Origin of the sequence: Amycolatopsis sp. NBRC 101858, assembly GCF_030269325.1 — a bacterium.
Taxonomy (GTDB): domain Bacteria; phylum Actinomycetota; class Actinomycetes; order Mycobacteriales; family Pseudonocardiaceae; genus Amycolatopsis; species Amycolatopsis ponsaeliensis.
Map to the genome: position 1 here is coordinate 803902 of NZ_BSTD01000006.1, position 26726 is coordinate 830627.

Here is a 26726-nt window from a genome sequence, read left to right on the forward strand (position 1 = left end):
CCTGCGGCTCAGCGGGCCGGCGCGGTCATTTCCGCGTCGAAGCGGTAGTAGCAGACCGCGCGCTGCTTGCCGTCGTTCCCGCCGTTCGGCGTCATGACCTGGACGCGTGCCCCCGGCAGCGGGCGGGCGGCGGCGGTGCAGCGGTCCAGCGTCCGCTGGTAGGGCTGGTCGGTGCCGGACATCGAACCCCCGGCGAGCGGGAGCACCGCGAACGCCTCCGCGGTGTGCGGGCCGGTGCAAGGTGTCAGCAGCACGTCGACCTCGCCCGTGCCCGTCGGGGACCAGAAGCACTGGCCCGCGGTGACGTCGAGCCCGTGCGCCTCGCCCGCGGGCAGCCGGTCGCCGGGCGCGGTCCCGGTGGCCCGGTAGGCGAGCACGCCGACGACCGCCAGCAGGCCGAAAACGAGCGCCCCGGCCACGTACCGGCCGCGCGGCCGTCGGCGGCGCTCCTCGCGCATCAGCTCGTCGAAGAGCTCAGGATCGTGCGGTGTGGACATCGTTTCCCCCCGGCGGGGAACCTTAGCGATCGGCCGCGCAGGCGACGAAACCGGTTACCGTCGGCAAGTTACCGACTTCGGTAGGTACCTGAGAACCCCTCACGAACCTACTTTTGTCCTCGTCGCCCGTTTCGGGGGCGACTTCCGGATCACCCGGCCGAAGGGCATTTTCATGCGAATGTCGAGGGCTGTTTCCGTGGTGGGTGCCGCCGCCGCGGCGTTGAGCCTGGTCTCCGCAGGGGTTGCGGACGCCCAGCAGGACATCATCGGCGGGAGCACCGTCTCCTCCGCGCCGTGGGGCGCCCAGATCTACTGGAACAACGTGACGACCTACGGCGGGTTCGAGTGCTCGGGGACGATCATCGCCCCGCAGTGGGTGCTCACCGCGCAGCACTGCCTGAACTCGCCGGGCATGCACGTCAAGGTCGGCAACGTGACGCTGCAGCAGGGCACGAACGCGAACGTCGACCAGCAGAAGGCCTCGCCCAACGGCGACATCGCGCTGCTGCACCTGACGACGGCGGTGAACACCACCTACATGAAGCTCGGCACCGGGAACCCGCCAACGGGGTCGACCAACCAGATCTACGGCTGGGGCCGCACGCAGGGCACCAGCCCGCCGTCGAGCACCCTCAAGACGGCCAACGTCCGCGTGACGGGCACCAGCTCGGACGCGTTCGGCGGCACGGCCATCGCCAGCCAGGGTGTCAACGGCTCGGCGTGGCACGGCGACTCGGGCGGGCCGGAGCTCTACAACGGCGTCCAGGTCGGGGTGTGCTCCACCGGCAGCAACTCCGGGTCGAACACGCAGGGCACGCAGAACTACGCGAGCATCGCGTCGAGCCGCAGCTGGATCCGCACCACGGCCGGCGTCTGACACGCGGCCCCGGGCCGGCCTCACCGCCCGGGAGGCCGGCCCGGGGCATACTCGCGCCATGAAGTTCCGCACCACGGTCCTGCTCGGCGGCAAGACCGCGACCGGCCTCCCGGTCCCGGACGACGTCGTCGAGGCGCTCGGCGCCGGCAAGAAGCCCGCGGTCACCGTGACGCTCGGCGGGCACACCTACCGGTCGACGATCGCCAGCCGCGGCGGGCAGTACCTGCTGCCGCTGAGCGCGGAGAACCGGGAGCAGGCCGGTGTCGCCGCGGGCGACGAGGTCGACGTCGAGGTCACCCTCGACACGGCCCCGCGCGAACTGGAGATCCCGCCCGACCTGGCGGAAGCGCTCGCGGCCGACGACGCGGCCCGGACCCGCTTCGAAAGCCTGTCCTACAGCGCGAAACAGCGGTTCGTGCTGCCGATCGGCCAGGCGAAGACCGAGGAGACCCGGCAGCGGCGCGTCGCCAAGGTGATCACCGACCTGCGCGCCGGGAAGTGATGGACGCGGGCACGGTCCTGCGCGTGCTCGACGCCGTGAAGCCCGCCGAAGTCCGGCTGGCCGGCGGCTGGGGCATCGACGCCCTGCTGGGCCGCCGGACTCGCGAACACCGCGACCTCGACCTGCTGCACCGCGTCGAGGAAGAACCCGCCGTCCTCGCGGCGCTGAGCCGCCTCGGCTACCGCGAGACGCTCGACCTGCGCCCGGTCCGGTTCGTGCTCTCCGACGGCGCCACGGAGCTCGACCTGCACCCGCTGGTCTTCGCCGCGGACGGCTCGGCCGTCCAAGCCGCCCCGGAGGGCACTTTCCCCTACCCCGCGGACTGCTTCGTCACCGGGCGGGTCGACGGCGTCGAGGTGCCGTGCGTTTCGGTGGCCCAGCAGGTCTTCTTCCACCAGGGGTACGCACCCGCGGACCGCGACCTCGCGGACATGCGCCACCTCCGCGAGGCCTTCGGGGTCCGCACCCACTTCTAGTCCACGACGGACGCCCGCAGCGCCGCCTTGTCCGGCTTCCCCGACGGCGCGATCGGGACCGCGCCCACGAAGCTGAACCGCGCCGGCACCGCCGCCTCCCCCAGCTCCGCCGCCACGGCCTTGCGCACCGCGTCGAGGTTCGGCTCGCGTCCCGGGACCGGGACCACGAACGCGTGCGCCGCTTCGCCCGTCCGCTCGTCCGGCACCGAAACCACGTACGCCTGGTCCACGTCCGGGTGCGCCGCGATCGCCCGCTCGATCGGGCCGGTGTAGTGGATGACCGCGTTGACGATCACGACGTCCCGCGCCCGCCCGGACAGGTGCAGGTACCCCGCGGCGTCCAGCGAACCGAGGTCCTGCGTGCGGACCCAGCCGTCGCGCAGCACCTGCGAAGTCGTGGTCTCGTCGCGCCAGTACCCGGCCAGCGCCGACGGCGTCCGCACCCAGACCTCGCCCTCCGAGCCGGCCGGCAGCGGCGTCCCCGCGGCGTCGCGGACCTCGATTTCGACGGTGTCGCAGGCCTTCCCGACGGATCCGGCTCCTTCGCCGGCGCCGCAGATCGTCAGCATCCCGGTCTCGGTCTGCCCATAGGCGTGGTGCATCGCGGGCCCGATCAGCTCGAGGGCCTCGGCCAGCTTGTGCGGCGGCACGGGCGAGCCGGCCACCACCAGGGTCCGCAGGTCGCTCAGGTCGACGTCCTCGGCGCGCAGGACGTCGAGGACCTGGTGCAGCCGCGGCACCGTCATCAGCGCCGCGGTGATCCGCAGCCGCGGCAGCACCCAGGGGAAGTCCGGCAGCTCCTCCGGGACCACCGCGGTCCCGCCGGCGAGCAGGCACACCCCCAGCTGCTCGACCATCACCGCGCTGGTGAGCGTGCCGAACAGCAGGAACCGCCCGAACCCGGCGCCGAGCCGCTCGTGGGCCGAGCCGGGCACCGGCGCCCGCCACACCCGGCCTTCGGTCAGGGCGCGGTAGCTGTAGGCGACGCCCTTCGGCACGCCGGTGCTGCCGCTGGTGTAGACGACCGTCGCGATGTCGTCGAGGCGTCCTTGCGGGACCGGCTCTTCGTGGCTCGCGAGCAGCTCGGGCCCGACCCGCAGGATCGGCAGGCCGGCCACGGTGCCGAGCAGCTCCGGCGTCTCGGACGCCGCGTCGACGACCAGCGCGCCGACGTCGCTCACGACGTGGCGCAGCTGCGGCACGGGCAGGCCGGGCCGCACCCCGACGACCCGGCAGCCGAGCACCTGCGCGGCGACGATCGCGGCGAACCCCTCCGGGGTGACGGCGGTGGCGATGCCGACGCCGTCCCCCGGCCCCAGCCCGGCCGCCCGCAGGCCCGCGGTGAACCGGCCGACCAGCTCCCGCAGCTCGCGGCGCGACGTGACGCGCGAGCCGTGCTCGAACGCGGGAACTTCCGGGGCGCGCCCCAGCTCGTCCAGCAGTGCCTGCGGGTGGACCATTTCGACCGCCTCTCGCCCGGGGCGTCCGGGTCTACCGGGCGGATCTCAGAATTTCGGCAGAACGGCGCTGAACAGCGGTTTTGTCCGTCTGCCACGGCAGACGGACGGACGGGACGCCCCCTGTGGGTATAAGTGCCGTCAGTACGACCGGCAGTTGTGCCGTTTGACCGGACCTGGCTCTTTTCTAGCGTGACTTTCACAACGCGCGGACCACCGCGCCAGGGGTATTCGCTTCAGGAAGGAGGTGGCCCGTCCATGTCCAGTCCGGGATTCCAGGCAGATTCCGCTGCCATGACGCGCGCCGTCCAGGGTTTCGAGGAAACCGCGACGAACGCCAAGTCCACGATGGCCAGCTTGGAGTCCGAGCTGACCGAGGCGCTCCGCAACTACAAGGGTGACCAGGCCGTGGCGTTCTGGGACCTGCAGCGCCGGCTCCAGGAGAAGATGACCGTGGCGGTGAAGGAGCTCGACACCATGTCGCAGCTCGTGCACACCAGCCACCAGAACTACGGCCGCGGCGACGCCGACGTCCACCAGAGCTTCCAGGGGGTCGGCAACACCCTCGAGGGCTCGGGCGTGATCCCCCGCCTCAACCCCTGACCTGAGAGGACAGATCGATGGCCGACGTCGTCGAAATCAATTTCGCCGCGCTGCAGCACAGCTCGGCGTCCCTGGCTGCCAAGGCCAAGGCGCTCACCTCGCAGCTGGAGCAGCTGCACCAGAACCTCCAGCCGATCACCGCGACCTGGTACGCCTCCGGCAGCTCCGCCGGTGACGCCGCTCGCCAGTCGGAGACCCGGCTGCGCCAGGCCACCGCGGACATCGTCGCCATCATCGCGCAGTTCGGCGGCAAGGTCGGCGAGGCCCACGACCTCCAGCAGTCGCTGGAGAACCGCAACCAGGGGCTGTTCGCGGGCTGAACCGCGCCCAGACGTCGGTCGGCCGGTGCGGGAAACCCCCCGCTCGCACCGGCCGACCGGCTTTCCCTCCCTACGTGCGACGAGAGAGCCGGGACCCGATGCACGACCAGTCGTACTACGTCCACTTGGAATCGCTGAAGGACTTCGTGCGGGAGCTGGAAACCCAGATCCACGCGATGGCCAAACCGAACGACTTCCTGCTCACCCTCGGCGAGGAGCCGCTGTTGTTCGGCGAGTTCGGCGAGGCCGGGTCGCTGGCCGACGCCCACCGCGCGGCGGTCTCGGAGATGCAGGGCCTGCTCGACCAGGTCCGCAGCGCGATCGGGTTCGCGCAGGACGTCACGAACACCGTCGCCGACGGCTACCAGAACGCCGACGAGGCGGTCGCCGGAGACCTCCACACCTCGGGCGCCGTCACCGGCCTGCTCGACCCCGTGCTCGGCCTGCTCGGCCTGGGCGACTCGGACGGGAGCCGCAAGGGATGACGAACACCGCGCACACGAACTTCGCCGCGTACAGCCACCAGCAGCTCTACGCGATGCTGCAGGCGGGCGACCCGAACAGCGCGCGGCACGCCGCCGACAAGTGGAAGTCCGCCGCGCTGCACCTGCACGAGCAGGCCCACAACCTCAACTCGGAGCTCACCGAGTTCAAGGACCAGTGGACCGGTGGCGCCGCCGACCAGTACCAGCACATGATCGTCGACCTCGCGAACGGCATCTCCAAGGTGGCGCAGACCGCCGAGGCGATGAACGTGATGCTCGACGACGCCGCCGACGCGCTGGTGAAGGCCAAGAAGGAGATGCCGCCGCCGGTTTCGGTGCCGGACGTCTCCCCCGCCGACGTCGCGCTCGCGGTGAACCCGCCGCTGCTGCCGCCGGACTCCTCGCCCGCCGTCGTCCAGGCCGCGGCGCAGCAGCGCCAGCAGGCCATCGCGAACGTCGAGGCCCAGCAGTCCGCGGCCAACGCGGCCGGGTCCGCGCACGGCAAGGCGATCGTCGTGATGACCGAGCTGGCCGGCGAGTACAGCACCGCCGAGGAGTCGATCCCGGCGTCGCCGAACGCCGTGCAGACGCCCACCGCCCCGCCCGCCGGTGGCGGTGCCGGAAGCGCGGGCACGCCCGGGCTCGTCGGCAACGGCGTCACCGATCCCGGCGTCGTGGTCACCCCGGCCGACGGGCACCCGCTGCCCTCGACCGGCACTCCGCAGCCGGGCACCGTGCCGACGTCGAACCCGCTGTTCGGCGACATGTTCACCGCCGGGCTCGCCGCGGCTTCGGCCGCCGCGTTCGGCCGGTTCGGCTCGATCATGCCGAAGGTGCCGTCGTGGGCGACCGGCAAGGATCCCAAGGACGGCAAGGAAGAAGCGGCAGGCACGAAGCTCGGCGGCGGCGGGGCCGGCGTCGAGGGCGGGGCCGGCGGCGGCATCCCGATCGGCGGGGGTGACGCGCCGTCGATCGGCGGCGGTGTCCCCGGCGGGGCCGGGATCGGCGGCGGTGCCGACGGTCCGGCGGCGCACTCCGGCCTGGCCGGCGACGGCGGCGCGGGCAACGCGCTGAGCGGGCTCGCCGGCGGCGCGGCCGGGGCCGCGGGTGCGGCGGCGGCCAAGGGCGCGATGCCGATGATGCCCATGATGCCGATGGGCATGGGCGGTGGCGGCGACATGGGGTCCGGGCGCCGGATCCCGGCGTGGCTGGTGGAGACGGAGAACGTCTGGGGCCAGTCGGCCCCGGTCGCGCCCCCGGTGATCGGCGAAGAGCCGGAAGCGTACTGACTCACCCATCTCGAGAACGGAGGCGGGCCGTGACGGCTGCCGGCTATCGCGTCGCCCCGGCCCGCCTCGACACCGCGGCGGCCGAATCCGGCCAACGGGCCGACGCACTGCACACAGCGCAGACCGCGGTCTCGGGTGAGAACGTCCCGGCCACGGCGTTCGGCCAGGTCGAAGCGGCCAAGGCCGCGGCGAAGACGTTCGAGAAGACCATGAAGGAGCTGGGCGGGAAGCTCGAATCGGGCGTGTCCCGGCTCCGGACCATCCAAAGTGGACTGACCGAGTCGGCGGCCGGCTACCGGCGGGCCGACACGCAGGTCGCCGCGATGTACCGGGCGCTCCTGCCCGAGGACCCGTTGCCCGCCGCCGGGAACCCGGCCGGGATCGGCGGTGCGGCCGACACCGGCGCGTGGGGGCAGGCGATCGAGCAGAACCGCGCGAAGGTCGCCGACGCGCTGACGGCCGAGCGGTCGAAGCTGGCGTCGCTGACCGACGCCGACGAGATCGCGCGGTCGCAGTCGCGGATCAAGCTGTACGAAGACATCCTCGCGAACAACCGGCAGATCCTGAAGTTCGACCCGGCGGGCAACGGCCGGATCGCCGAGCTCGTCGGGCACATCGAGCCGGGGACGCGCAACGTCGGGCTGTTCGTGCCGGGCGTCAACACGCAGATGTCCAACTTCGACGCCTACGCCGGCCTCGGGCGCAGCCTGGTGGCCGCGGACCCGACCGGGCGCACGGCGATGGTCGTCTGGGCCGACGGCGTGTTCCCGCAGAACCCGGTGGTGCAGGGACCGTCCGCGAGCTACGCGGAGGCGATGGCGCCGGACCTCAAGCACTTCACCGACGACCTGCGCGGCGAGATCGCGAGCCACGCGGGCTCCGACGTCACGCTGACGGCGATCGGGCACAGCTACGGCGGCGCGACGGTCGGGCTGGCCGAGACGCAGGGTCTCGACGTCGACCGCGTCCTGCACGTCGAGTCGGCGGGCATGGGGCACGGCGTCTGGTCGCCCGCGGACCTGCCGGCGAGCCAGGCGGGCGTCCAGCGGTTCTCGATGACGGCGCCGCTCGACCCGATCGAGATCGCCCAGGGCAACGCGTGGGGCCTGGAGTGGACCGGCATCGGGCACGGCGCGGACCCGGACACGTTCCCGGGCGTCACGGAGCTGGAAACAGGACGCGACGCTTCCGGCGATCAGCTGTGGGGCCTGTCCTCGCACAGTGACGTGCTGAAGCCGGGTTCGGAGTCGTGGACGAACATGTACCGCGTGCTCACGTCCGGACCCACCACGGCGAACGGGACCTTCGACCCGCATGGCATCCTCGAGCACGGCGTCGAGTTCCTGAACGACGGGGGTGTGCTGCGATGACTTCTTCGTCTTCGGACCTGGACCGCTTGGCAGTCGAGCTGACCGAGGTGATCGACGGCGTCGCGGCGGTGTTCGGCGACGCGGCGGACCCGACGGTTAACGGCGAGCTGGACTGCGACCCCACGCGTCCCGGCCACCTGCTCTGCTGGCAGTACGGCGTCCGCCTGGAGCACCCGGGAGACCCGGAGACCCGCCTCACCGAAGTGATCCCGACGTTGGAACAGCAAGGCTGGCAGGCCCACGACCGCAGCACCCCCCGCGAGCTGATCGCAAGATTCAGCCGCGAGGGCGCGGACTTCACGGTCCACGTGGCCAGGGCAAGCCACGCGGTGGCGATCATCGGCTCAACCCGCCCCGTCCCCGCCTGACCGTGTCGACTCCCCAATCACGCGTGTCGCCCCTTCAATCACGCGTGTCGCCCCGCCAATCACGCGAGATCGCTCTCTGATCACGCGAGCCGACCCTCCAGGTACGCGAACCGACTCTCCAGGTACGCGAGCCGACCGTTCCGGTGCACCGAACTCGCGTGATTGAGCGCGCAACTCGCGTGATTGAAGGGGTATCTCGCGTGATTGGAGGGGCATCACTTGTGATTGAAGGGACGACACGGCTTACGGCGTGAAGCGGGAGGGGCGCCAGCCACGGCGACGGGCCCGCCGCACCGCCGCCACCGCCACTCCGGCCGCTGCCGCGAGAGCCACGCCGGCCAGCGCGATCGTGCCCGCCGCGATGTCGGACGGCGCCGGGGCCGGAGCCGCTGCCGGGACCACCGCCGGAGCCGAGCCCGGCACGGGAACCGCGCCCGGCGGCGCGACGTCGGCCGGCAGTGTCGAGGACACCGCCGCGTAAGCGTCGAGGACTCCCCAGCCCAGCCGCGGGTCGTGGCCGCCCGAACCCGGGCGGTGCGCCGTCAGCTCGAGCCGCGTCACGACCTGGTCGCCGGTCAGGTCCGGGTGGTACGCCCGGACCAGCGCCGCGACGCCGGCGACGTACGCCGCCGCCAGTCCCGGATCGGTCACCGGCCAGCGGTGCGCCACCGCGCCGCCCGCCCCCGCCGACGTGCTGACCAGCTCGGCTCCCGGCGCTGCGACGCCGACGTAGTCCCCCGCCTCCGTCTGCACCGGCTCGCCCGCGGGGTTCACCGACCCGACCGACAGCACGCCGGGCGTCGCCGTCGGGTACGACCGCGCGCCCTGCTGGGTCGCCGACGCCGCCGAAACCACCACCGCGCCTTGGGAACGGGCCCGCGCGACCGCGCCGGACAACGCCGGGCTGTCGAACGCCGCGGGCACCGCGATCAGGATCACGCTCGCCCGCCGGTCCGCCGCCGTGTCGATCGCGTCGGCCAGCGCGCCCGGGTCGCCCCCGCCGCCGTCGGCCGCCGACGAGCCCGAGCCTTCGGTGTACCGGATCGGCAGCAGGTGGGCACCGGGGGCGACGCCGGCGAACGTCGTCGACGCGTCCGGCTGCGCGCCGACGATCCCGGCCGCGATCGTGCCGCGGCCGTCGCAGTCCGACCGCTCGGTGCCGGCTCCGCCTTCGAGCTGGCCGGGCGCGAACTGCGTGTTCTGCCCGTCGACGCCGGTGCCGATGACGGCCACCAGCTGGCCTTCACCGCGGGTCAGCGGCCAGAGCCGCGCCGGGTCGACCAGGCGCTGCCCCCACGGGACCTCGCCGGTGTAGGTGCCGGACGGGTTGGCGCACTGCCCCTGCGCGAAAGCCACCGGCGCGCCGGACACGGCCGCGCCCGCGACGAGGCCCGCGACCGCGAGCAGCGCCGGTAACCGCACCCGAACCCCCGAACGAAAAGACGGTGGCGGAAAAGGACTTCCGCCACCGCCAGTTTACCCGGGAAAGGCCGTTCAGCGAAGGTCCATACCCAGATCCAACGCGGGTGAAGAGTGGGTCAGCCCGCCCACCGACAGATAGTCCACACCGGACTCGGCGTAGGCCTTACCACGGTCGAGGGTGAGCCCACCAGAGGATTCCAGCCGCGTCTTCGGGGAGACCTCGTCGCGGCGCGCCACCGCCTGCCGGCACTGCTCGGGCGTGAAGTTGTCCAGCAGCACCTCATCGGCGGCCGCGGCCAGCGCTTCCTCCAGCTGCGCAAGCGTGTCGACCTCCACCTCGCAGGCCAGTTCCGGCGCGTGCGCCCGGGCCGCGGCCAGCGCCGCGGTCACCGAACCCGCGGCGACGACGTGGTTGTCCTTGATCAGCACCGCGTCGCCCAGCCCGAGCCGGTGGTTCACCCCGCCGCCGCACCGGACGGCGTACTTCTGCAGCAGCCGCAGGCCCGGCAACGTCTTGCGGGAGTCCCGGATCGCGCAGCCGGTACCGTCCACTTCGGACACCCAGGCGGCGGTCGCGGTGGCGACGCCGGAGAGGTGGCACAGCAGGTTCAGCGCCGTGCGCTCGGCCGTGAGCAGCCCGCGCACGGGACCGCGCAGCACCAGCGCGGGCTCCCCCGCGACCAGCCGATCGCCGTCCTCACGCCCGGCCAGCACCTCGTACGAAGAGCCCAGCACCAGGTCGAACACGGCCAGCGCTACCGGCAGCCCGGCCACGACGCCGTCGACGCGCGGGGTCAGCTCGGCCACCGCGGAAGCGGAGGCGGGCACTGTCGACGCGGTCGTCGCGTCCGGCCCGTACCGCAGGTCCTCACCCAAAGCCGTGGTGACGACGCGCGTGACGTCCTCGACGTCGAGGCCGGAAGCGGCGAGCAAGCGCAGGACGGGTTCGGAGATCGGGAAAGTCATGCCACGCCCTCCAGGGGGATCGGGTCGGCCAGCACCGGCTGACCGGACGGGCTGAGCCGGATGAGCTGGCTGCGGCGCCAGCCGTCGTCGCGCGCCGGGAAGTCGGTCCGCACGTGGCAGCCCCGCGACTCGGTGCGCCGGACGGCCGCGGCGAGCAACGCCTGCGCCACCACGGTCAGCGCCGCGTCCTCCACCGCCGCGTGCGTCCACAACGGACTGTCCTGTGTCGACAAGTCGAGCACGGAACCCGCCGCTGCCAGGCCGTCGGCGTCCCGGCCGATCGCCGCGTACCGGCTCATCACGCGCTGCAACGCGTCCCGCTCGGCCGTCGGCGCGGTCGTCCACGACGGCAGCCGGCCGCGCGAAGGATCGGCCAGCAGCCCGGCGGCCAGGTCCGCCGCGACCGCCTCGGCGACGCGCTGCCCGACGACCAGTCCTTCGAGCAAGCTGTTGGACGCCAAGCGGTTCGCGCCGTGCAGGCCCGTCCGCGCCACTTCACCCGCGGCGTACAGCCCGGGCACCGACGAGCGTCCGTCCACAGTGGTCACCACGCCACCGCACGAGAAGTGCGCCGCGGGCGCCACCGGGATCGGATCACGCGCCGGATCGAGCCCCAGCACCGCGCACGCCGCGGACACCGTCGGGAACCGCTGGGCGAACCCCGCGATCGACGTCGCGTCCAGGAAGACGTGGTCGTCGATCCCGCCGGGCGCCGAACCCATCCGGCGCGTGATCGCCGCCGAGACGACGTCACGGGGAGCCAGGTCGCCGAGCGGGTGCACGCCCGCCATGACCGCCTGCCCGGCGCCGTCGACCAGCGTCGCGCCCTCGCCGCGGACGGCCTCGGTGACCAGCGGGCAGCGTCCCCGCGCGCCCGGGGTGTACAGGACGGTCGGGTGGAACTGGACGAACTCGATGTCCGCCACGGTCGCCCCCGCCCGCAGCGCGAGCGCGAGCCCGTCGCCGGTGGCGATCTCCGGGTTCGACGTCACCTGGTAGAGCTGCCCGATCCCGCCGCTGGCCAGCAGCACCGCCGGCGCCCGGACGACGCCGGGCACCCCGTTGTGGTCGAGCACGGTGACGCCCGCGACCCGCCCGCCCGGCGTGCGCAGCGCGTCGACGGCGATGTGGTGCTCCAGCACCGGCACCCGCGCCTGCCCGGCCTGCGCGACCAGGGCGCGTTCGACCTCGGCGCCGGTGGCGTCGCCGCCCGCGTGGATGACGCGGAACGCGCTGTGCCCGCCCTCGCGGGTCCGGGCCAGCAGGCCGTCCCCGGCCGCGTCGAACTTCGCGCCGTCTTCCCGCAGGCGCGCGACCGCGGCCGGGCCGCCGTCGAGGATCGAGCGGGCGGCGGCCTCGTCGACCAGCCCGGCGCCCGCGGTGAACGTGTCTTCCGCGTGCTTGGCGACCGAGTCGTCGAGGTCGTGCTGGTCTTCCAGGACGACGGCGACGCCGCCCTGGGCCCAGCGCGTGTTGCCGTCCTCGACCGCCGCCTTGGTGACCACCAGGACGTGCAGCCCGAGCGACTGGGCCCGCAGCGCCGCGGTCAGCCCGGCGACGCCGCTGCCGATCACGACCAGATCGGCACGAGCTTCCCAAGCCGGGGTTTTCGCCCGTGGGTCATTAACCGGCGTGGTCATTCTCCGCCGCCAGGCTGCCCGATCTCGATCATCCGCTGCACCGAAGCACGAGCTTTCGAAGCGGTTTCGAGGTCGACGTGGACCTCGTCGAGACCGTCACGCAGGCACCGCAGCAGGGCCGCGGGCGTGATCATCTTCATGTACCGGCAGGACGCGCGGTCGTTCACCGCGCGGAAGTCGATGCCCGGCGCGGCCTTGCGGAGCTGGTGGATCATGCCGATCTCGGTGGCCACCAGCACGGTCTTGGCCTTCGTGTCGCGGGCCTCGTGGACCATGTCGCCGGTCGAGAGGATCTTGACCCGTTCCGGCGCCACGGCACCCTCGCCGGCCAGGTAGAGCGCCGACGTCGCGCACCCGCATTCGGGGTGGATGAACAGGTCCGCGTCCGGGTTCGAAGCCGCGCGCTCGGCCAGCTCCGCACCGTTGATCCCGGCGTGGACGTGGCACTCCCCCGCCCAGATGTGGATGTTGTCCCGGCCGGTCACGCGCTTGACGTGCGCACCCAGGAACTGGTCCGGCAGGAAGAGGACTTCCTGGTCAGCGGGGATCGAAGCGACGACGTCGACCGCGTTCGAGGACGTGCAGCAGATGTCCGTTTCGGCCTTCACCTCGGCCGTGGTGTTGACGTAGGAGACGACCACCGCACCCGGGTGCTCGGCCTTCCAGGCGCGCAGCTCGGCGCCGGTGATGGAGTCGGCCAGCGAGCAGCCGGCCCGCGCGTCCGGGATCAGGACGGTCTTCTCCGGGGCGAGGATCTTCGCGGTCTCGGCCATGAAGTGCACGCCGCAGAAGACGATGGTGGAGGCGTCGCTGCTCGCCGCGATGCGGCTGAGCGCGAGGGAGTCGCCGGTGTGGTCGGCGATGTCCTGGATCTCCGGGACCTGGTAGTTGTGCGCGAGCAGGACCGCGTCGCGCTGCTTCGCCAGGCGCCGCACCTCCTCCGCCCACGCCGCGTTCGCCTCGCCCCCGCCGAACGGGGTGAGGCCTTCCGGAACCAACGTGCTGGTCATCTGGCCCTCCTGGACCTGTCTCCGGTTTTCGCCTTATAATCGAAAACCGTGCGAAGTCATCTTAACACCCAGGCCCCCCTGGCCCACGAGGTTTTGGGCGCGGTCCTTCAAGTGCGCTCGGACACACTGCAGGTCCTGCTGTGGCGCCGCGCGCTCGACCCGCACCTCGGCCGCTGGTCGCTGCCGGGCGGGCGGCTGCGGCCCGACGAGGACGTCGAGACGTCGGTCCGGCGCCAGCTCAAGGAGAAGGTCGACGTCCGCCGGATCGAGCACGTCGAGCAGCTCGCGGTGTTCAGCGACCCGCACCGGGTCCCCGGCCCGCGCGTGGTGGCGACGGCGTTCCTCGCCCTGGTCCCCTCCGACGCCGACCCCGAGGTCCCCGAGGACACCGAGTGGCACGACGTCGCGAAGCTGCCGCGCACGGCGTTCGACCACGAAGCGATCGTGCTGCGCGCCCGCGACCGGCTGCGCTCGAAGCTCTCCTACACCAACGTCGGGTTCGCGCTGGCGCCCGAGGAGTTCACGATCTCCGCGCTGCGCGGGCTGTACTCGGCGGCGCTGGGCTACCGCGTCTCGGCGACCAACCTGCAGCGGGTCCTCTCGCGCCGGGGCCTGCTGGTCCCCACCGGCCACACGGCGGCGCCGGGCCGCGCGGGCGGGCGTCCGGCGGCGTTGTTCTCCTTCGCCGGCAAGGGCATGCAGATCACGGATCCGTTCGCGGTGTTCAGGCCGCCGAATCGGTGACCGTGCTGCGGTTTGGGTGCGCTGCCCTTACGGTTGACGCGTGACCGAGCCGGAATCGGAAAGTGACGCGACGACGACCTTGCTGCCGTTGTTCCCGTTGCAGACGGTTCTGCTCCCGGGGACCAAGCTGCCGCTGCACATCTTCGAACCGCGGTACCGGCAGCTGACGGCGGACCTCGTCAGCGGCACGGTGCCGGGGCGCGAGTTCGGCGTGGTGGCCCTGCGGTCGTCCCTGACCCGCGAGGTCCGTGGTCTGGACCAGCTGTACGAAATCGGCTGCAGCACGGTGCTGCGCGAGGCGAAGCGCCTGCCGGACGGCCGGTTCGACGTCGTGACGCAGGCCCAGCGCCGCTTCCGCCTGACCGACCTCGACTGCGTTTCGGCGCCGTACATGATCGCGTCGGTCGAATGGGTCGACGACGACCCGGTCGCGCCGTCCGGCGACATGGCCGAGCGTCTCGCGGTGGTCGCCCGCACCGCGCACCGGCGCTACTGCGAAACGGCGTGGCGCAGCGACGACTGGACCACCCCGGACGCCGACACCGAGCTCGCCGAGCTGGCCTACCAGCTGGCCGCGGACTGCCTGCTGCCCCTGGAGGACCGCCAGCGGCTGCTGGAGGAACGCCACCCCCTGCGCCGGCTCCGCATCGCGTGCCGGCTGCTGACGCGGGAGGCGGGGTTCCTGGACACGCTGGGCGCGGTGCCGCTGCCGCCGGGAGAGCTGACCGACCTCGGCAAGCCGGCCAGCCTGAACTGAGTCAGTCCCCGGAGCCGAACTTGCTCCACACCTTGCCGGCCGTGCTGGAAACCGTTTCGCCGACGTCGCTGAACACCTTCGTCAGCGGGTCGGCCGACGAGTTCCACGAATCCTTGTACGACTTGGCCGCCGACTTGAGGTCGTCCTTCCAGTCGGACGTCGGCGCGTCGTCGTCGCGGCGCGGGTAGTCGCCCGCGAGGATCGCGCGGTACTCCTCCGACGCCGCCCACTTCTGCAGCTGGGCCGCGCGGACCACCGCGAACGGGTGCGACTCCGTCTCGACGAACTTCAGCTTGAGGAAGCTGTCGCGGATGTCCTCGACCGACTCGTACTCGGCCGCCTGCCGCAGGAACGACGGGATGTCGATGCGGGCCGGGTCGATCCCGCCCGCGACCTGGATCTGGGCGCGCAGCGCGGCCGTCGGGTCCTGGGCGCAGAGCAGGCCGGCGCGGTCGCACGACAGCTCGGCCTTGCGGAACCACTCGCGCAGTGCCGCGATGATCGCCCGGATGCCGAGCGCGCTCACCGGCGTCCACGACATCGACAGCTGCAGGCTGATCAGGCGCACCATGATCGTGCGGTAGACGGCGTGCCCGGACAGCACGTGCCCCATCTCGTGGCCGAGCACGAACCGCAGCGACTCGTGGCTCATCAGCTCGACGAGCCCGGTGCTGACCCGGATGAACGGCTCGTCCATGCCGACGGCCTCCGCGTTGATGCGCGGGTCCTGGTAGACGAACACGTTCGGCACCGGCAGGTCGAGCGTCTCGGCGCACTCGTGGCGCAGGCGGTCGAGCTCCGGGTACTGCTTCAGCCCGACACGGATCGACGAGGCGAGCGCCATCAGCCGCTCGCCGCGCTCGTTGTAGAAACCCGAGATGGCCTTGACGACCTGCGCGAACCCGGGCATGGCCCGCAGCGTGGCGAGCGCGCCGCGGTCCACCGGGTGCTCGTAGGCGCGCGGGCTGATGCCCGGGAAACGGACGGCGTGGTGCCGCGAAACCTCGATGTCTTCAGTCACTGAACCCCCTGTGATCGAGGGAACCAGCTTAGGGGGAGACTGCCTCAGCCGAGACGGCGGCCGAGGTCGTCGCGGCCGTTCCAGGTGGCGAGCAGGCTGTACGCCAGCGTCACGCCGAGCGGGCCGGTGAGCAGCACCCACCAGGACTCCAGGCGCGGCGCGAGTTCGATCACCGAGCCGAGCGCGGGCGCGGCGGAGATGGCGTAGTGGCTGTTCGCCCAGCCGACGCCGAGCATCATGGCCAGCGCGCTCGCGAGGGCGACGCCGAGGACCGCGGCGAGGAACACGACCGGCCCGCGGCGCTCGCGCAGCAGCCAGACGACGACGCCGACCACGATCCCCAGCCCGAGCGTCATGAGCCCGAAGACGGCGAGGTCGTCGAAGCGGTGCCAGCTCTCGAGCTCGAGGGCGCCCTGGGTGCCGTCGGAGCCGATGATGCGCACGCGCTCCGGCGGCGCGAGGCGGGACCAGGCGAAGGCGAGCGGGAAGCTCAGCAGGCTGAGGGTGCCGAGCACGCTCACGGCGGGCAGCAGGTCGGCCTTGACGACGACCCGCGGCCGCCGCTCGCGGAACAGCACGGGCACCGACCACGGACCGGCGACGGCCGACGGCCGGTGCGCGGGCCCCGACGACTCACTCACCCGGACTCCCTCCTGCGCCGCGCTCCTGCGACACGGTGCGACCGAGGGTAACCGGTCGGTGCGTGGTGAGTGTCAGCCGCTCGCCGTGTCGCCGTGCCTGCTGCACTTGGCCGTCCACCCGAGCGGGCTCACCTGGACGACGAGCCGCCGCGCGCAGAACGTGCAGTAGCGCGGCGGCTCCAATGCCGTCCTCGGGTTGTGGCAAGCCGGGTGGTCCGTCCCACCCGGCGACTCCTGTCCACAGTGGACGCAGAAGGCGGGAGCGTCAGAGGCTGTCACTGAGGGCCTTGATGGGCATCTTGAGCTCGTCGAGCATCTCCAGGTCCGCGCTGGCCGGGCGGCCGAGGTTGGTCAGGTAGTTGCCGACGATGATCGCGTTGATGCCGCCGAGCATGCCCTGCTCCGCGCCGAGGTCGCCGAGCGTGAGCTCACGGCCGCCGGCGAAGCGCAGCATCGTGCGCGGCATCGCCAAGCGGAACGCCGCGACCGTCCGCAGGGCGTCCTTGCCCTCGACGATTTCGTAGTGCTCGTACGGCGTGCCCGGCTGCGGGATGAGGAAGTTCATCGGCACCTCGTGCGGGCTCAGCTCGGCCAGCTGCACCGCGAACTCCGCGCGCTGCTCGACCGTCTCCCCCATGCCGATGATGCCGCCGCAGCAGACCTCCATGCCCGCCTTCGCGACCATCCGGAGGGTGTCCGCGCGCTCTTCCCACGTGTGGGTGGTGACGACAGCCGGGAAGTGTGAGCGCGCCGTCTCGAGGTTGTGGTTGTAGCGGTGCACACCCATCTCGACGAGCTCGTCGACCTGCTCCTGCGTGAGCATGCCGAGCGAGCAGGCGATCTGGATGTCGTTGCCGTCCGCGCGGATGGCCTTCACGCCTTCGCGGACCTGCGAGAGCAGCCGCTTGTCCGGCCCGCGGACGGCGGCGACGATGCAGAACTCCGTCGCGCCGGTCTCGGCGGTCTGCCGGGCGGCCTTGACCAGGTTCGGGATGTCGAGCCACGCCGAGCGCACCGGCGTCGGGAAGCGGCCGGACTGCGAGCAGAAGTGGCAGTCCTCGGGGCAGCCGCCGGTCTTGAGGCTGATGATGCCCTCGACCTCGACCTCGGGGCCGCACCAGCGCATCCGGACGTCGTGCGCGAGGGCGAGCAGGTCGGGCAGCCGGTCGTCCGGCAGCCGCAGCACCTCCAGGACTTCGGCTTCGCCCAGGCCGACGCCGTTTTCGAGGACGTGCTCGCGCGCGTAGGCGAGGACATCGGTGTCCGGGACTGCGGTCACGGCGTCTCCTTGGTCGTGGTGGAAGCGTCCCTCATCGTGCACGAAGGCACCGCGGGACGACAGCGACGCAGGTCACTTCCCGGCGGAAGCGCAGCCCGCGAAGAGCTCGGGGTCGAATTCGCCGCCGAACCACGGCGACAGCCCGGCCCGCGCGGCGGACCGGAACTCCTCGGGCGAAGCCTGGCCGAGCCCGGCGGGCAGCGCGCCGAGCAGCGGCGCCCCGGCCGCGACGGGCAGGTCTTCGAGGTTGGACAGCGCGGCGAGGTCCGGTTCGGCGGGCCACGAGCCGATGATGACACCGGCGACGGTCAGGCCGCGCTTGGTGGCGACCTCGGCGGTGAGCGCGGTGGCGTTGAGCGTGCCGAGCCCGGCCTCGGCGACGACGATCACGAGCGAGCCGAGCGACCAGGCGACGTCGGCGAGGCTGGAGCCGGTCTTGTCGAAGCGCACGAGCAGGCCCCCGGCACCTTCGATCAGGGTGAGATCGTGCCCGCCGTCGAGCTCGGAGGCGGCCCGCGCGATTTCCCCGGGATCGAGCCCGGGAAGCCCACTGCGCCGCGCGGCGGCTTCCGGCGACAGGGGGTCGGGGTACCGGCGCAGTTCCCGCGTGGTGACGTCATCGCCCGCGAGCCGCCGGACATCGGCGAGATCCCCGGGTTCATCGGGGCCAACCCCGGTCTGCGCGGGTTTCAGGACGGCAACGCGCTGCCCCCCGGCCACCGCCAGGGCGGCGATGGCCGCCGTGGTGATCGTCTTGCCGACCCCGGTCCCGGTCCCCGTCATCACCAGCATGGTCACGAACCATCAACTTAGTGACTGGGCACTGGGGCGCGCACCGCGGGCACCGGATGAGAGGGGGTGGGGGAAGAAGGTTCCCAGGTCGGGCGGGGGTTCGGGGTAGGCGGGGGTGGAACGCGGCCGGGGTGCGGTGCCGGGGGACGAATCTCCGACCGGGGTGAGCCGGAGCTGGCGGGCCCGGGCTCCGGCCCCGGCCCCGGCCCGAGGGTGCACGGCAACCGCCGGCTGCATCGACTCGGCGGCGCCGACCGCAACCCGCCGGCGGAACCGGACTCGCCCCGTGATCTGCCCCAACGCCGGGCCAGGCCCGGCTCAGGCCAAGGCGGATCAGGCCGAGCTGAGTCGCGCGAGGCCGAGCCGAGCCGGATTCGGCCGACTGAGCCGGAACAGGCCGAGCCGAGCCAGATCAGGTGAGCCCGGGCGGGCCGTACTTAGGACGGGCCAGCCCGCCGGGCTGGGCCCGATTCGGCGGGGTCGAGCCGGACCATGCAAGGCCGAGCCAGGCCGGTCCGAGCCAAGAGCCAGGCCAGGCCGGACCGAGCAAGGCGAGGCTGGACCGGACCAAGCCAGGCCGTGCCGAGCCCGGCTCGGCCTGGCCGGGCCGGGCCGAGCCCGGCCAGGCTGGGCTGGGCCGGGCAGGGCCGGGCAGGGCTGGGCGACAGCCGCCGGCCACCGCCACTGCACCCGGCTCCGATCAGGAGCGTCGGCACCTGCAAGCCGCACCGGCTGCGCCGGGCCCGGCCTGCCGCGGTACCGACCTGCCGCAGTACCGACCTGCCGCGGTACCGGCTGCGCCGGGCCCGGCCTGCCGCGGTACCGACCTGCCGCGGTGCCGCGAGCCGGGCCCCACCGGGCCCGGCCCGCGCGAAACCTCACCCGCCCGGTACCCCCACCGATGCCCCCGCCGGGCGGAATGTCCGCTCCGCCCCGTCGAACAGGTACACCTGCGCCGTCCCCACCGCGAAGTACATCCCGGTCAACTGCACCCTCCCCGCCGCCTCGGCGGACGCCACCGATGGGTACTCCCGCAGGTGCTCCAGCTGCTGCAGCACGTTGTGCAGCGCCAACCGGTCGCCCTCACGGTCCGGGACCGCTCCGTCCAAGGTCGCCGATCCCGTGCGATGGGCGCTCGGCTCCGCGTGCCGGAGCCAGACCGCCAGCGGGCCCGGTGGTGGGCCCTCCGCCAGCGCCGCCATCGCGCCGCAGCCCGAATGGCCGCACACCACGATCTCCTCGATGCCCAGCACGCCCACCGCGTACTCGATCGACGCGTTCATCGACGGGTCGGCCTGTCCCGGTGGGACCAGATTGCCGATGTTGCGGATCGTGAACAGGTCGCCCGGGCCGCTCGTGGTGATCAGGTTCGGCACGATCCGGGAGTCGCCGCAGGTGATGAACAGCGTGCGGGGGCGCTGGCCGTCCGCCAGCCCGGACAGCGTGTCGCGCAGCAGCGGGGCCGCGCGGCGGTGGAACTCCGTCGCGCCGCGGCGGGTCTGCTGGGCCGGGATCCCTTCCACCGCCTGCCATTCCGACCACGGCGCGAGCCAGCGCGGCACCGCCCGGCTCGCCGCCAGCCGCGACCGCGTCGGACGGCCCGCCTTGCCCTCGCCGAACCACGGGTGGCCGACCTCGTCGACGTCCACCGTGCCGCCCGCGCGCTCGTGCGCCTGCTGCCACGTGGTGAGGCTTTCGAACGCCGCGTGGTCGAGGTAGTCCACGACCAGCTCCAGCCGCACCGGCACCCCGGCCGGGATCGCGCCGAGCACCTTCGACAGCCGCGGCACCGACAGGAACGTCAGCACGCCTTCGACGACCACGCGCCTGCTGTCGCCTTCGGTCTCGACGTGGATGCCGGACCACAACGTCCGCCGCAGCATCAGCACCAGCGCGAGGCCGATCCCGGCGAGGACGCCGGTGAGCAGGTCGAACACGACCACGCCACCCAGAGTCAGCAGGTACACCGGCAGATCACCGTGGGCGAGGACCGTCCTCATGTGCCCGGGGTTGACCAGTTTCGCGCCGACGTGCACCAGCAGCCCGGCGAGCGCGGCCAGCGGGATGCTCTGGATCAGCCCGGCCAGCAGGACGACGAACAGCAGCACCCAGACGCCGTGCAGCACCGCCGACACCCGCGTCTTCGCGCCGGCGGCGACGTTCGTGGAGCTGCGGACGATGACGCCGGTGACCGGCAGCCCGCCCACCGCCCCGGACAGCATGTTGGCCGCGCCCTGGCCGACGAGCTCGCGGTTGAGGTCGGCGCGCGGGCCGGTGTGCAGGCGGTCGACCGCGACCGCCGAGAGCAGGCTCTCCACACTGGCGATCAGGGCGATGGTGACGACGGCGAGCGCGAACCCGCCCCAGCTGCCCGGCAGCTGCGGCACCAGGTGGATGTCCAGCAGGTCACCGGGCAGTTCGACGCGGGGCAGCGTCATCCCGGCGACCACGGACACGACCGTGGCGACGGCGATCGCGGCCAGCGGCCCGGGCACCTTCCGGACGGCGGCCGGGAGCTTCGGCCAGAGCAGCAGGATGACGATGGTGAGTACGCCGATCAGGGCGGCGGAGTCGTGGTGGGCGACGATCTGGCCGGGCAGCTCGGCAATGTTCTCCACCGCCGAGCTCTGGGCCTTCCCGCCGAGGATGACGTGCAGCTGGCCGAGCACGATCGTGACGCCGATGCCGGCCAGCATGCCGTGCACGATGGCCGGCGAGATGGCCAGCGCGGCGCGGGCGATCCGGCTCAGCCCCAGCAGGATCTGCAGCGCGCCGGCGGCGACGGTGATCGCGCAGGTGACGGCCCAGCCGAACGTCTGGATGGTTTCGGCCATGACGACGGTCAGGCCGGCGGCGGGCCCGCTGACTTGGAGCACGGAGCCGCCGAGGGCACCGGCGACGACGCCACCGACGACGGCGGCGACGAGCCCGGCGGCGACCGGCGCGCCCGAAGCGAGGGCGATGCCGAGGGACAAGGGCACTGCGACGAGGAAGACGACCAGTGAGGCCGGCAGGTCGTGGCGGAGCACGGCGAGGGGTCTCATGATCACCATGCAACCGGAAATCGTGTGAAATGTCCGCTATGCACCACCCGTTCGAGTGAATAACTCGCCATATTTAGCTCGAACGTCACAAACCGGACAGCCCGTTCACGTCCCGTTCACAAGATCGAATACCTGTCACGTGACAGGTGAAACCCGTACCGCACAAGCGAAGGCCGCCCCCGGAAGTCCGGAGACGGCCTTCGCCGCGTCAATGCTCCAACGCACCCGCCGGCACGAACCCGCGCGCCGCATCGTCCAAAAGGGACACTTGCGCGGCGCCGACGTCGAAGTACATCCCGGTCAGCCGGAGCCCGCCCCGCGCCAGCGCCTCCGCGACCACGGGGTACCCGCGCAGCGTTTCCAGCTGCTGCACGACGTTCTGCAGCGCGAGCTGGTCGGCCTCGGCCGCGGGCCGTTCGCCGCCGAGCAGCAGCGGCGCTTCGCGGGCGCGGCGGCGCAACGTCGCTTCGCCGTGCCGAAGCCAGCTGCCGAGCCGGACCAGGCCGTCCGGTGCCCGCCCGAGCAGCGCCTTCATCGCCCCGCAGCCGGAATGCCCGCACACGACGATCTCGGCGACCCCGAGCACCCCGACGGCGTACTCGATCGCCGCCCCGACCGACGAGTCGTCCCCGTCCGCCGGCGGCACGAGGTTGCCGATGTTCCGCACGGTGAACAGGTCCCCCGGCCCGCTCGTGGTGATGAGGTTCGGCACGATCCGCGCGTCCCCGCAGGTGATGAACAGCGTGTGCGGCTGCTGCCCGTGCGCCAGCCCGCTCCACGTGTCGCGCAGCAGCGGCGCCGTGCGGCGGTGGAACTCCGAAGCCCCGCGGCACAGCAGGGAGCTGGCGGTGCGCTGGGCCGGCAGCACGACGTGCTCGGCCTGCCACTCCGACCACGGCGCGAGCCACCTCGGCACGACCCGCGCGGCGACGCTGCGGCGCACGGTCGGCGCGTCCGAGCTGCCGCGTTCGAACCACGGGTGCCCGATCTCGTCGACCGTCACCGGCCCGCCGTGGGCCTGCTGCCAGCCGCGCAGGCAGTCGAACGCGGCGTGGTCGAGGTAGTCGACGAGCAGCTCCAGCCGGACTTCGGCGTGCGGGGGCACCTCGGCGAGCACCCGGGTCAGCCGCGGCACGGACAGGAACGTCAGCGCGCCTTCGATGACGACGCGGTGGCGGTCGCCGTCCTTCTCGACGTGGATGCCCGAGAAGATCATCCGCCGCAGCATCAGCGCGAGCGCCAGCAGTATCCCGGCCGCAACCCCGGTCAACAGGTTGACGGCGACCGCGCCGGCCAGCGTGACGGCGTACACCGGCAGGTCGCCGTGACGCCGGACTTCCTTGAGCCCGTTGACGTTCACGAGCTTCGCGCCGACGTAGACCAGCAACGCGGCGAGCGCCGCCAGCGGGATCAGCCGCAGCACGCCGGTGAACAGCAGGCACGCGGCGAGGATCCAGACGCAGTGCAGGATCGCCGACGCGCGGGTGCGCGCCCCCGCTTCGTAGTTGGTCATGCTGCGCACGATGACGCCGGTGACCGGGAACCCGCCGAGCGCGCCGGCGGCGACGTTCGCCGCGCCCTGCCCGATCAGCTCGCGGTCCAGGTCGGTGCGCGGGCCGCAACGGAGCTTGTCCACCGAAACCGCGGACAGCAGGCTCTCCAGGCCGGCGATCAGCGCGATGGTGAGCGCGGCGACCGCGAAGCCGCCCCAGCCGCCGTCGGGCAGCCGCGGCACGATGCCCAGCGTGGGCAGCCCGGCGGGGAGGTCGACGCGCGGCAGGGACATGCCGGTCGCGACGGACAGGCCGGTGGCCAGCGCGACGGCGGCCAGCGGCGCGGGTATGCGGCGGACCGGGCCAGGCAGCCGCGGCCACGCCAGCAGCACCGCGAGGGTGACGACGCCGACCAGCACGGCCTGGTCGTGGTGCGCGGCGATCTGCCGCGGCAGCGCGAGGACGTTGGCCAGTGCGGAGCCCTGCGCCGAGCCGCCGAGCACGACGTGCAGCTGGCCCAGCACGAGCGTGACGCCGATGCCGGCGAGCAGGCCGTGGACGATGGCCGGCGACACGGCGAGCGCGGCGCGGGCGAGGCGGGTCAGGCCGAAGAGGATCTGGAGCAGGCCCGCGGCGACGGTGATCGCGCAGGTGACGGGCCAGCCGTGGGTGGCGATCGTGTCGGCCAGCACCACGGTGAGAGCGGCGGACGGGCCGCTGACCTGCAGCGGCGATCCGCCGAAGAGGCTCGCGACCAGCCCGCCGACGACGGCGGAGATCAGGCCCGAGAGCAGCGGCGCCCCGGCGGCGAAGGCCACGCCGAGGGACAGGGGGACGGCGACGAGGAAGACGACTATCGAAGCGAGGACATCGTGTTTGAGGTTCTCCAGGGGCTGCGGGGCCGTCGGGGGTCCGGTGTCGTGTTCACCGCGAACGATCTCGATCATGGAGGCAGGATCGCCGAAACCGCGCGAAAAGTCCGCTACGCAAGCATTTCTCGCGTTTGTCCCGGTACGGACCGGTTCGGTTTCCCGGATCTTTCAGGCGAACCGCGCCCGGGAACCTCCGCCGATCGCGTGGTGTGGGCCGCACACCGGCACGGAGCGCGACGGTGAGAGACCTTCGGGTCTCGGTGTGCGCGTGGTCACACCCGATGTGCTGAATTCACGCCTTTTCGGCCACGGCAAGCATCGCGCGGGTGATCGCGGCCAGGTCGTCGTCAGTCGAAACGTACGGCGGCATCGCGTAGACGAGGTCCCGGAACGGCCGCAGCCAGACACCCTGCTCGGTGACGACGTCCGTGGCCACGGCCATGTCGACGGGGTGGTCGAGCTGCAGCACGCCGATCCCGCCGAGCACCCGGACGTCCACCACCGAGCCGAGGTCGCGTGCCGGTGCCAAGCCGTCCAGCAGGCTCTTCTCGAGCCGGCTGACGTCCTGCTGCCACGCGCCGTCGGCGAGGAGCCCCAGCGAGGCGTTCGCCACTGCCGAGGCCAGCGGGTTGCCCATGAACGTCGGCCCGTGCGCGAGCACCGGCAGCGCGCCGCGGGAGATTCCCGCCGCGACCTCCGGCGTGCACAGCGCCGCCGCCATGCTGAGGTAGCCGCCGGTCAGCGCCTTGCCGAGGCAGAGCACGTCCGGCGTCACGCCCGCGTGCTCGGCGGCGAAGAACGCGCCGGTGCGGCCGAAGCCGGTCGCGATCTCGTCGAAGATCAGCAGGACGTCGTGAGCTTCGGTCAGTTCGCGCAGCGCGCGCAGGTAGGCGGGGTGGTGGAAGCGCATCCCCCCGGCGCCCTGCACGACCGGTTCGACGATCACCGCGGCCAGTTCCCCGGCGTGGGCCCCGATCGCGTCGGCCAGCGTGTCCACATAGGACTGCTCGGGCGGGGTGTCGAAGCCGGTCGGCGGGGCGGGCACGAAGACCTGCTCGGGCAGCACCCCGCGCCAGAGCGAGTGCATGCCGCCGTCGGGGTCGCACACGCTCATCGGCGTGAACGTGTCGCCGTGGTAGCCGCCGCGCCAGGTCAGCAGCCGCCGCTTCTCCGGCAGCCCCCGGGAACGCTGGTACTGCAGGCACATCTTCGCGGCGACCTCGACCGACACCGAACCGGAGTCGCAGAGGAAGACGTGCTCGAGGCCCTCGGGCGTCAGGTCGACCAGGGTCTTGGCCAGGGTGATCGCGGGCTCGTGGGTCAGGCCGCCGAACATGACGTGGCTCATCCGCCCGGCCTGCTCGGCGAGGGCGGCGTCGAGCACCGGGTGCCGGTAGCCGTGGACGGCCGACCACCACGACGACATCCCGTCGACCAGCTCCCGGCCGTCGGCGAGCTTCAGCCGGACGCCACTCGCCTCGGTGACCAGCAGCGAAGGCACCTTCGCCGGCATGGGCGCGTACGGGTGCCAAACGTGCTGGGCGTCGAGGGCGAGCAGGTCGGCGGAGTCCATCCGCCGACCCTACGACCTCACCGCAGGCGGACCGGCAAGGCCTCCAGCCCGTGTACCAGGGAGCTGGACCGGTAGACCAGCTCGTCCGGCTTCGCGTCCAGCGCGAGGCCCGGGAACCGCGCCAGCAGGCCGGCCAGGGCGATCTCGGCCTCCAGCCGGGCCAGCGGCGCGCCGACGCAGTAGTGGATGCCGTGCCCGAAGGCCAGGTGCCCGCCGGCCGCGCGCGTGACGTCGAGGCGGTCCGCGTCCGGGAACCGCTCGTCGTCGCGGTTCGCGCCCAGCAGCGAGATCAGCACGAACTCGCCCGCCGGGATCGTCACGTCACCCGCCTCGACCGCCTCCTCGGTGAACCGCAGGGTGGCCAGGTGGATCGGGCCGTCGAAGCGCAGGAACTCCTCGACCGCGCCCGGCATCAGCGACGGGTCGGCGCGCAGCAGCGCCAGCTGCTCCGGCTCCCGCAGCAGCGCCAGGACGCTGTTGGCGATCAGGTTGACCGTGGTCTCGTGCCCGGCCACCAGCAGCAGGAACGCCATCGAGATCAGCTCGTCCTGCGACAGCGAGTCGCCGTCGTCGCTCGCGTGCACCAGGTCCGACAGCAGGTCTTCGGCCGGCTCGGCGCGCTTCTGCGTGACCAGGCCGGTGAGGTAGGTCAGCATGCTCTGCGCCGCGTGCTGCGCGTCTTCCGGCGTCGACGAGCTCAGCAACGTCTTCGACCAAGCGGAGAACTCGGTCCGGTCCTCCGGGGCGACGCCGAGCAGCTCGCAGATCACCGTGATGGGCAGCGGCGCGGCGAACGACGGCAGCAGGTCGGCCCGCTCCTGCCCGGCCAGCGCGTCGAGCAGTTCGGCGGTGATCTCCTCGATCCGCGGTCGCAGCCGGGCGACCGTCCGCCCGGTGAACGCCTTGTTCACGAGCTTGCGCAGCCGCGAGTGGTCCGGCGGGTCGGTGTTGAGCATGTGCCGGCCGAGCGCTTCGCCGAAGCCGCCCTGGTTCGTCTGCCCGGCCGGGAGCTTCGACTCGAACAGCTCGTACGCGCGCCGGTTGTCCTTGTGCAGCCGCGAATCCGCCAGCAGCGCCCGCGCCTGCGCGAAGTCCGTGATGATGTAGCAGTCCAGGCCGCGCGGCATCCGGACCCGGCGCACCGGCCCGCCCGCGCGCAGCAGCCCCGCGAACAGGTGCGCGTCCTGTGCGAAATCCTCCGCCACTTCGATCGTGGTCATGCCGCCCC

General features: G+C 72.6%; 26 protein-coding genes. 11 read left to right on the forward strand and 15 right to left on the reverse strand.

Going from position 1 to position 26726, the window contains the following annotated elements; all coding sequences use genetic code 11:
• Positions 1–8 precede the first annotated feature (8 nt).
• Positions 9–497: a hypothetical protein gene (locus tag QSK39_RS42965; RefSeq protein WP_285483536.1), complete on the reverse strand. Its 489-nt coding sequence runs from the start codon at positions 495–497 to the stop codon at positions 9–11.
• A 172-nt stretch (positions 498–669) separates the two neighbouring features.
• Here QSK39_RS42965 and QSK39_RS42970 point away from each other — a divergent pair, with 172 nt between their 5' ends.
• The 3 genes from QSK39_RS42970 to QSK39_RS42980 are packed head-to-tail and all read left to right on the forward strand — an operon-like array spanning position 670 to position 2352.
• A complete protein-coding gene (locus tag QSK39_RS42970; protein ID WP_502873358.1) occupies positions 670–1374 on the forward strand; it encodes a S1 family peptidase in 705 nt (234 codons plus the stop codon).
• 58 nt (positions 1375–1432) lie between these two features.
• Complete coding sequence (locus tag QSK39_RS42975) at positions 1433–1876, forward strand: YdeI/OmpD-associated family protein (RefSeq protein WP_285483538.1); 444 nt, start codon at positions 1433–1435, stop codon at positions 1874–1876.
• Positions 1876–2352, forward strand: a complete 477-nt coding sequence (locus tag QSK39_RS42980) for a nucleotidyltransferase domain-containing protein (protein WP_285483539.1) — start codon at positions 1876–1878, stop codon at positions 2350–2352. Before QSK39_RS42975 ends, QSK39_RS42980 begins: the two co-directional genes overlap by 1 nt.
• Here the strand turns inward: QSK39_RS42980 and QSK39_RS42985 are convergent.
• A complete protein-coding gene (locus QSK39_RS42985; protein WP_285483540.1) occupies positions 2349–3812 on the reverse strand; it encodes a class I adenylate-forming enzyme family protein in 1464 nt (487 codons plus the stop codon). The two genes, QSK39_RS42980 and QSK39_RS42985, sit on opposite strands and share 4 nt — an antisense overlap.
• A 255-nt stretch (positions 3813–4067) precedes the next feature.
• Here QSK39_RS42985 and QSK39_RS42990 point away from each other — a divergent pair, with 255 nt between their 5' ends.
• The 6 genes from QSK39_RS42990 (at position 4068) to QSK39_RS43015 (ending at position 8244) form a co-directional block, all read left to right on the forward strand.
• On the forward strand, positions 4068–4412 hold the full coding sequence (locus QSK39_RS42990; RefSeq protein ID WP_155541946.1) for a WXG100 family type VII secretion target: 345 nt from the start codon (positions 4068–4070) through the stop codon (positions 4410–4412).
• A 17-nt stretch (positions 4413–4429) separates the two neighbouring features.
• The gene (locus QSK39_RS42995) at positions 4430–4732 is read left to right on the forward strand and encodes a hypothetical protein (RefSeq protein ID WP_020644701.1); all 303 of its coding nucleotides are present in this window, start codon (positions 4430–4432) and stop codon (positions 4730–4732) included.
• 98 nt (positions 4733–4830) lie between these two features.
• A complete protein-coding gene (locus tag QSK39_RS43000) occupies positions 4831–5217 on the forward strand; it encodes a hypothetical protein (RefSeq protein ID WP_285483647.1) in 387 nt (128 codons plus the stop codon).
• A complete protein-coding gene (locus QSK39_RS43005; protein WP_285483541.1) occupies positions 5214–6506 on the forward strand; it encodes a WXG100 family type VII secretion target in 1293 nt (430 codons plus the stop codon). Before QSK39_RS43000 ends, QSK39_RS43005 begins: the two co-directional genes overlap by 4 nt.
• Positions 6507–6535: 29 nt before the next feature.
• A complete protein-coding gene (locus QSK39_RS43010; RefSeq protein ID WP_285483542.1) occupies positions 6536–7876 on the forward strand; it encodes an alpha/beta hydrolase in 1341 nt (446 codons plus the stop codon).
• Positions 7873–8244, forward strand: a complete 372-nt coding sequence (locus QSK39_RS43015) for a hypothetical protein (protein WP_285483543.1) — start codon at positions 7873–7875, stop codon at positions 8242–8244. The genes QSK39_RS43010 and QSK39_RS43015 overlap by 4 nt, the downstream gene beginning before the upstream one ends.
• Before the next feature lie 243 nt (positions 8245–8487).
• Here the strand turns inward: QSK39_RS43015 and QSK39_RS43020 are convergent, their stop codons facing one another.
• The 4 genes from QSK39_RS43020 to nadA form a co-directional block, all read right to left on the reverse strand.
• Positions 8488–9651 (reverse strand): S8 family serine peptidase, encoded by a 1164-nt coding sequence (locus QSK39_RS43020; RefSeq protein WP_502873366.1) that lies wholly within the window; start codon positions 9649–9651, stop codon positions 8488–8490.
• Positions 9652–9738: 87 nt separating this feature from the next.
• Complete coding sequence (nadC, locus tag QSK39_RS43025; protein WP_285483545.1) at positions 9739–10632, reverse strand: carboxylating nicotinate-nucleotide diphosphorylase; 894 nt, start codon at positions 10630–10632, stop codon at positions 9739–9741.
• Positions 10629–12272, reverse strand: a complete 1644-nt coding sequence (locus QSK39_RS43030; protein WP_285483546.1) for an L-aspartate oxidase — start codon at positions 12270–12272, stop codon at positions 10629–10631. Before QSK39_RS43030 ends, nadC begins: the two co-directional genes overlap by 4 nt.
• Positions 12269–13282, reverse strand: coding sequence for a quinolinate synthase NadA (gene nadA, locus QSK39_RS43035; protein ID WP_285483547.1), 1014 nt, complete (start codon positions 13280–13282; stop codon positions 12269–12271). Before nadA ends, QSK39_RS43030 begins: the two co-directional genes overlap by 4 nt.
• A gap of 111 nt (positions 13283–13393) precedes the next feature.
• Between nadA and QSK39_RS43040 the strand changes: the two genes are divergently transcribed.
• Both QSK39_RS43040 and QSK39_RS43045 read left to right on the forward strand, forming a co-directional pair.
• On the forward strand, positions 13394–14026 hold the full coding sequence (locus tag QSK39_RS43040) for an NUDIX hydrolase (protein ID WP_285483548.1): 633 nt from the start codon (positions 13394–13396) through the stop codon (positions 14024–14026).
• Between the two features lie 40 nt (positions 14027–14066).
• A complete protein-coding gene (locus tag QSK39_RS43045) occupies positions 14067–14783 on the forward strand; it encodes an LON peptidase substrate-binding domain-containing protein (RefSeq protein ID WP_285483549.1) in 717 nt (238 codons plus the stop codon).
• 1 nt (position 14784) lies between these two features.
• Here QSK39_RS43045 and QSK39_RS43050 read toward each other — a convergent pair whose 3' ends face one another.
• From QSK39_RS43050 to QSK39_RS43090, 9 genes are all read right to left on the reverse strand, one after another.
• A complete protein-coding gene (locus QSK39_RS43050) occupies positions 14785–15804 on the reverse strand; it encodes a M48 family metallopeptidase (RefSeq protein WP_285483550.1) in 1020 nt (339 codons plus the stop codon).
• A 44-nt stretch (positions 15805–15848) separates the two neighbouring features.
• Positions 15849–16445 carry a DUF2567 domain-containing protein gene (locus QSK39_RS43055; RefSeq protein ID WP_285483551.1) on the reverse strand — a complete coding sequence of 199 codons (597 nt, stop codon included), beginning with the start codon at positions 16443–16445 and terminating at the stop codon, positions 15849–15851.
• Between the two features lie 72 nt (positions 16446–16517).
• The gene (gene bsaP / locus QSK39_RS43060) at positions 16518–16724 is read right to left on the reverse strand and encodes a biotin synthase auxiliary protein BsaP (RefSeq protein ID WP_285483552.1); all 207 of its coding nucleotides are present in this window, start codon (positions 16722–16724) and stop codon (positions 16518–16520) included.
• Positions 16711–17724, reverse strand: coding sequence for a biotin synthase BioB (gene bioB, locus QSK39_RS43065; RefSeq protein ID WP_285483553.1), 1014 nt, complete (start codon positions 17722–17724; stop codon positions 16711–16713). Before bioB ends, bsaP begins: the two co-directional genes overlap by 14 nt.
• Positions 17725–17796: 72 nt before the next feature.
• A complete protein-coding gene (gene bioD / locus QSK39_RS43070) occupies positions 17797–18516 on the reverse strand; it encodes a dethiobiotin synthase (RefSeq protein ID WP_285483648.1) in 720 nt (239 codons plus the stop codon).
• Between the two features lie 878 nt (positions 18517–19394).
• Positions 19395–21569 (reverse strand): SulP family inorganic anion transporter, encoded by a 2175-nt coding sequence (locus QSK39_RS43075; RefSeq protein WP_285483554.1) that lies wholly within the window; start codon positions 21567–21569, stop codon positions 19395–19397.
• A gap of 199 nt (positions 21570–21768) precedes the next feature.
• Positions 21769–24000 carry a bifunctional SulP family inorganic anion transporter/carbonic anhydrase gene (locus QSK39_RS43080; protein ID WP_285483555.1) on the reverse strand — a complete coding sequence of 744 codons (2232 nt, stop codon included), beginning with the start codon at positions 23998–24000 and terminating at the stop codon, positions 21769–21771.
• Between the two features lie 217 nt (positions 24001–24217).
• Positions 24218–25498 (reverse strand): adenosylmethionine--8-amino-7-oxononanoate transaminase, encoded by a 1281-nt coding sequence (locus QSK39_RS43085; protein WP_285483556.1) that lies wholly within the window; start codon positions 25496–25498, stop codon positions 24218–24220.
• A 17-nt stretch (positions 25499–25515) separates the two neighbouring features.
• Positions 25516–26718: a cytochrome P450 family protein gene (locus tag QSK39_RS43090; protein ID WP_285483557.1), complete on the reverse strand. Its 1203-nt coding sequence runs from the start codon at positions 26716–26718 to the stop codon at positions 25516–25518.
• Positions 26719–26726 lie beyond the last annotated feature (8 nt).

Bases quoted from the DNA above. Each gene is read 5' to 3' on its own strand.
- QSK39_RS42965 (WP_285483536.1), bottom strand. From the start codon at position 497: ATGTCCACACCGCACGATCCTGAGCTCTTCGACGAGCTGATGCGCGAG.
- QSK39_RS42970 (WP_502873358.1), top strand. From the start codon at position 670: ATGCGAATGTCGAGGGCTGTTTCCGTGGTGGGTGCCGCCGCCGCGGCG.
- QSK39_RS42975 (WP_285483538.1), top strand. From the start codon at position 1,433: ATGAAGTTCCGCACCACGGTCCTGCTCGGCGGCAAGACCGCGACCGGC.
- QSK39_RS42980 (WP_285483539.1), top strand. From the start codon at position 1,876: ATGGACGCGGGCACGGTCCTGCGCGTGCTCGACGCCGTGAAGCCCGCC.
- QSK39_RS42985 (WP_285483540.1), bottom strand. From the start codon at position 3,812: ATGGTCCACCCGCAGGCACTGCTGGACGAGCTGGGGCGCGCCCCGGAA.
- QSK39_RS42990 (WP_155541946.1), top strand. From the start codon at position 4,068: ATGTCCAGTCCGGGATTCCAGGCAGATTCCGCTGCCATGACGCGCGCC.
- QSK39_RS42995 (WP_020644701.1), top strand. From the start codon at position 4,430: ATGGCCGACGTCGTCGAAATCAATTTCGCCGCGCTGCAGCACAGCTCG.
- QSK39_RS43000 (WP_285483647.1), top strand. From the start codon at position 4,831: ATGCACGACCAGTCGTACTACGTCCACTTGGAATCGCTGAAGGACTTC.
- QSK39_RS43005 (WP_285483541.1), top strand. From the start codon at position 5,214: ATGACGAACACCGCGCACACGAACTTCGCCGCGTACAGCCACCAGCAG.
- QSK39_RS43015 (WP_285483543.1), top strand. From the start codon at position 7,873: ATGACTTCTTCGTCTTCGGACCTGGACCGCTTGGCAGTCGAGCTGACC.
- nadC (WP_285483545.1), bottom strand. From the start codon at position 10,632: ATGACTTTCCCGATCTCCGAACCCGTCCTGCGCTTGCTCGCCGCTTCC.
- QSK39_RS43030 (WP_285483546.1), bottom strand. From the start codon at position 12,272: ATGACCACGCCGGTTAATGACCCACGGGCGAAAACCCCGGCTTGGGAA.
- nadA (WP_285483547.1), bottom strand. From the start codon at position 13,282: ATGACCAGCACGTTGGTTCCGGAAGGCCTCACCCCGTTCGGCGGGGGC.
- bioD (WP_285483648.1), bottom strand. From the start codon at position 18,516: ATGCTGGTGATGACGGGGACCGGGACCGGGGTCGGCAAGACGATCACC.
- QSK39_RS43075 (WP_285483554.1), bottom strand. From the start codon at position 21,569: ATGGTGATCATGAGACCCCTCGCCGTGCTCCGCCACGACCTGCCGGCC.
- QSK39_RS43080 (WP_285483555.1), bottom strand. From the start codon at position 24,000: ATGATCGAGATCGTTCGCGGTGAACACGACACCGGACCCCCGACGGCC.
- QSK39_RS43085 (WP_285483556.1), bottom strand. From the start codon at position 25,498: ATGGACTCCGCCGACCTGCTCGCCCTCGACGCCCAGCACGTTTGGCAC.
- QSK39_RS43090 (WP_285483557.1), bottom strand. From the start codon at position 26,718: ATGACCACGATCGAAGTGGCGGAGGATTTCGCACAGGACGCGCACCTG.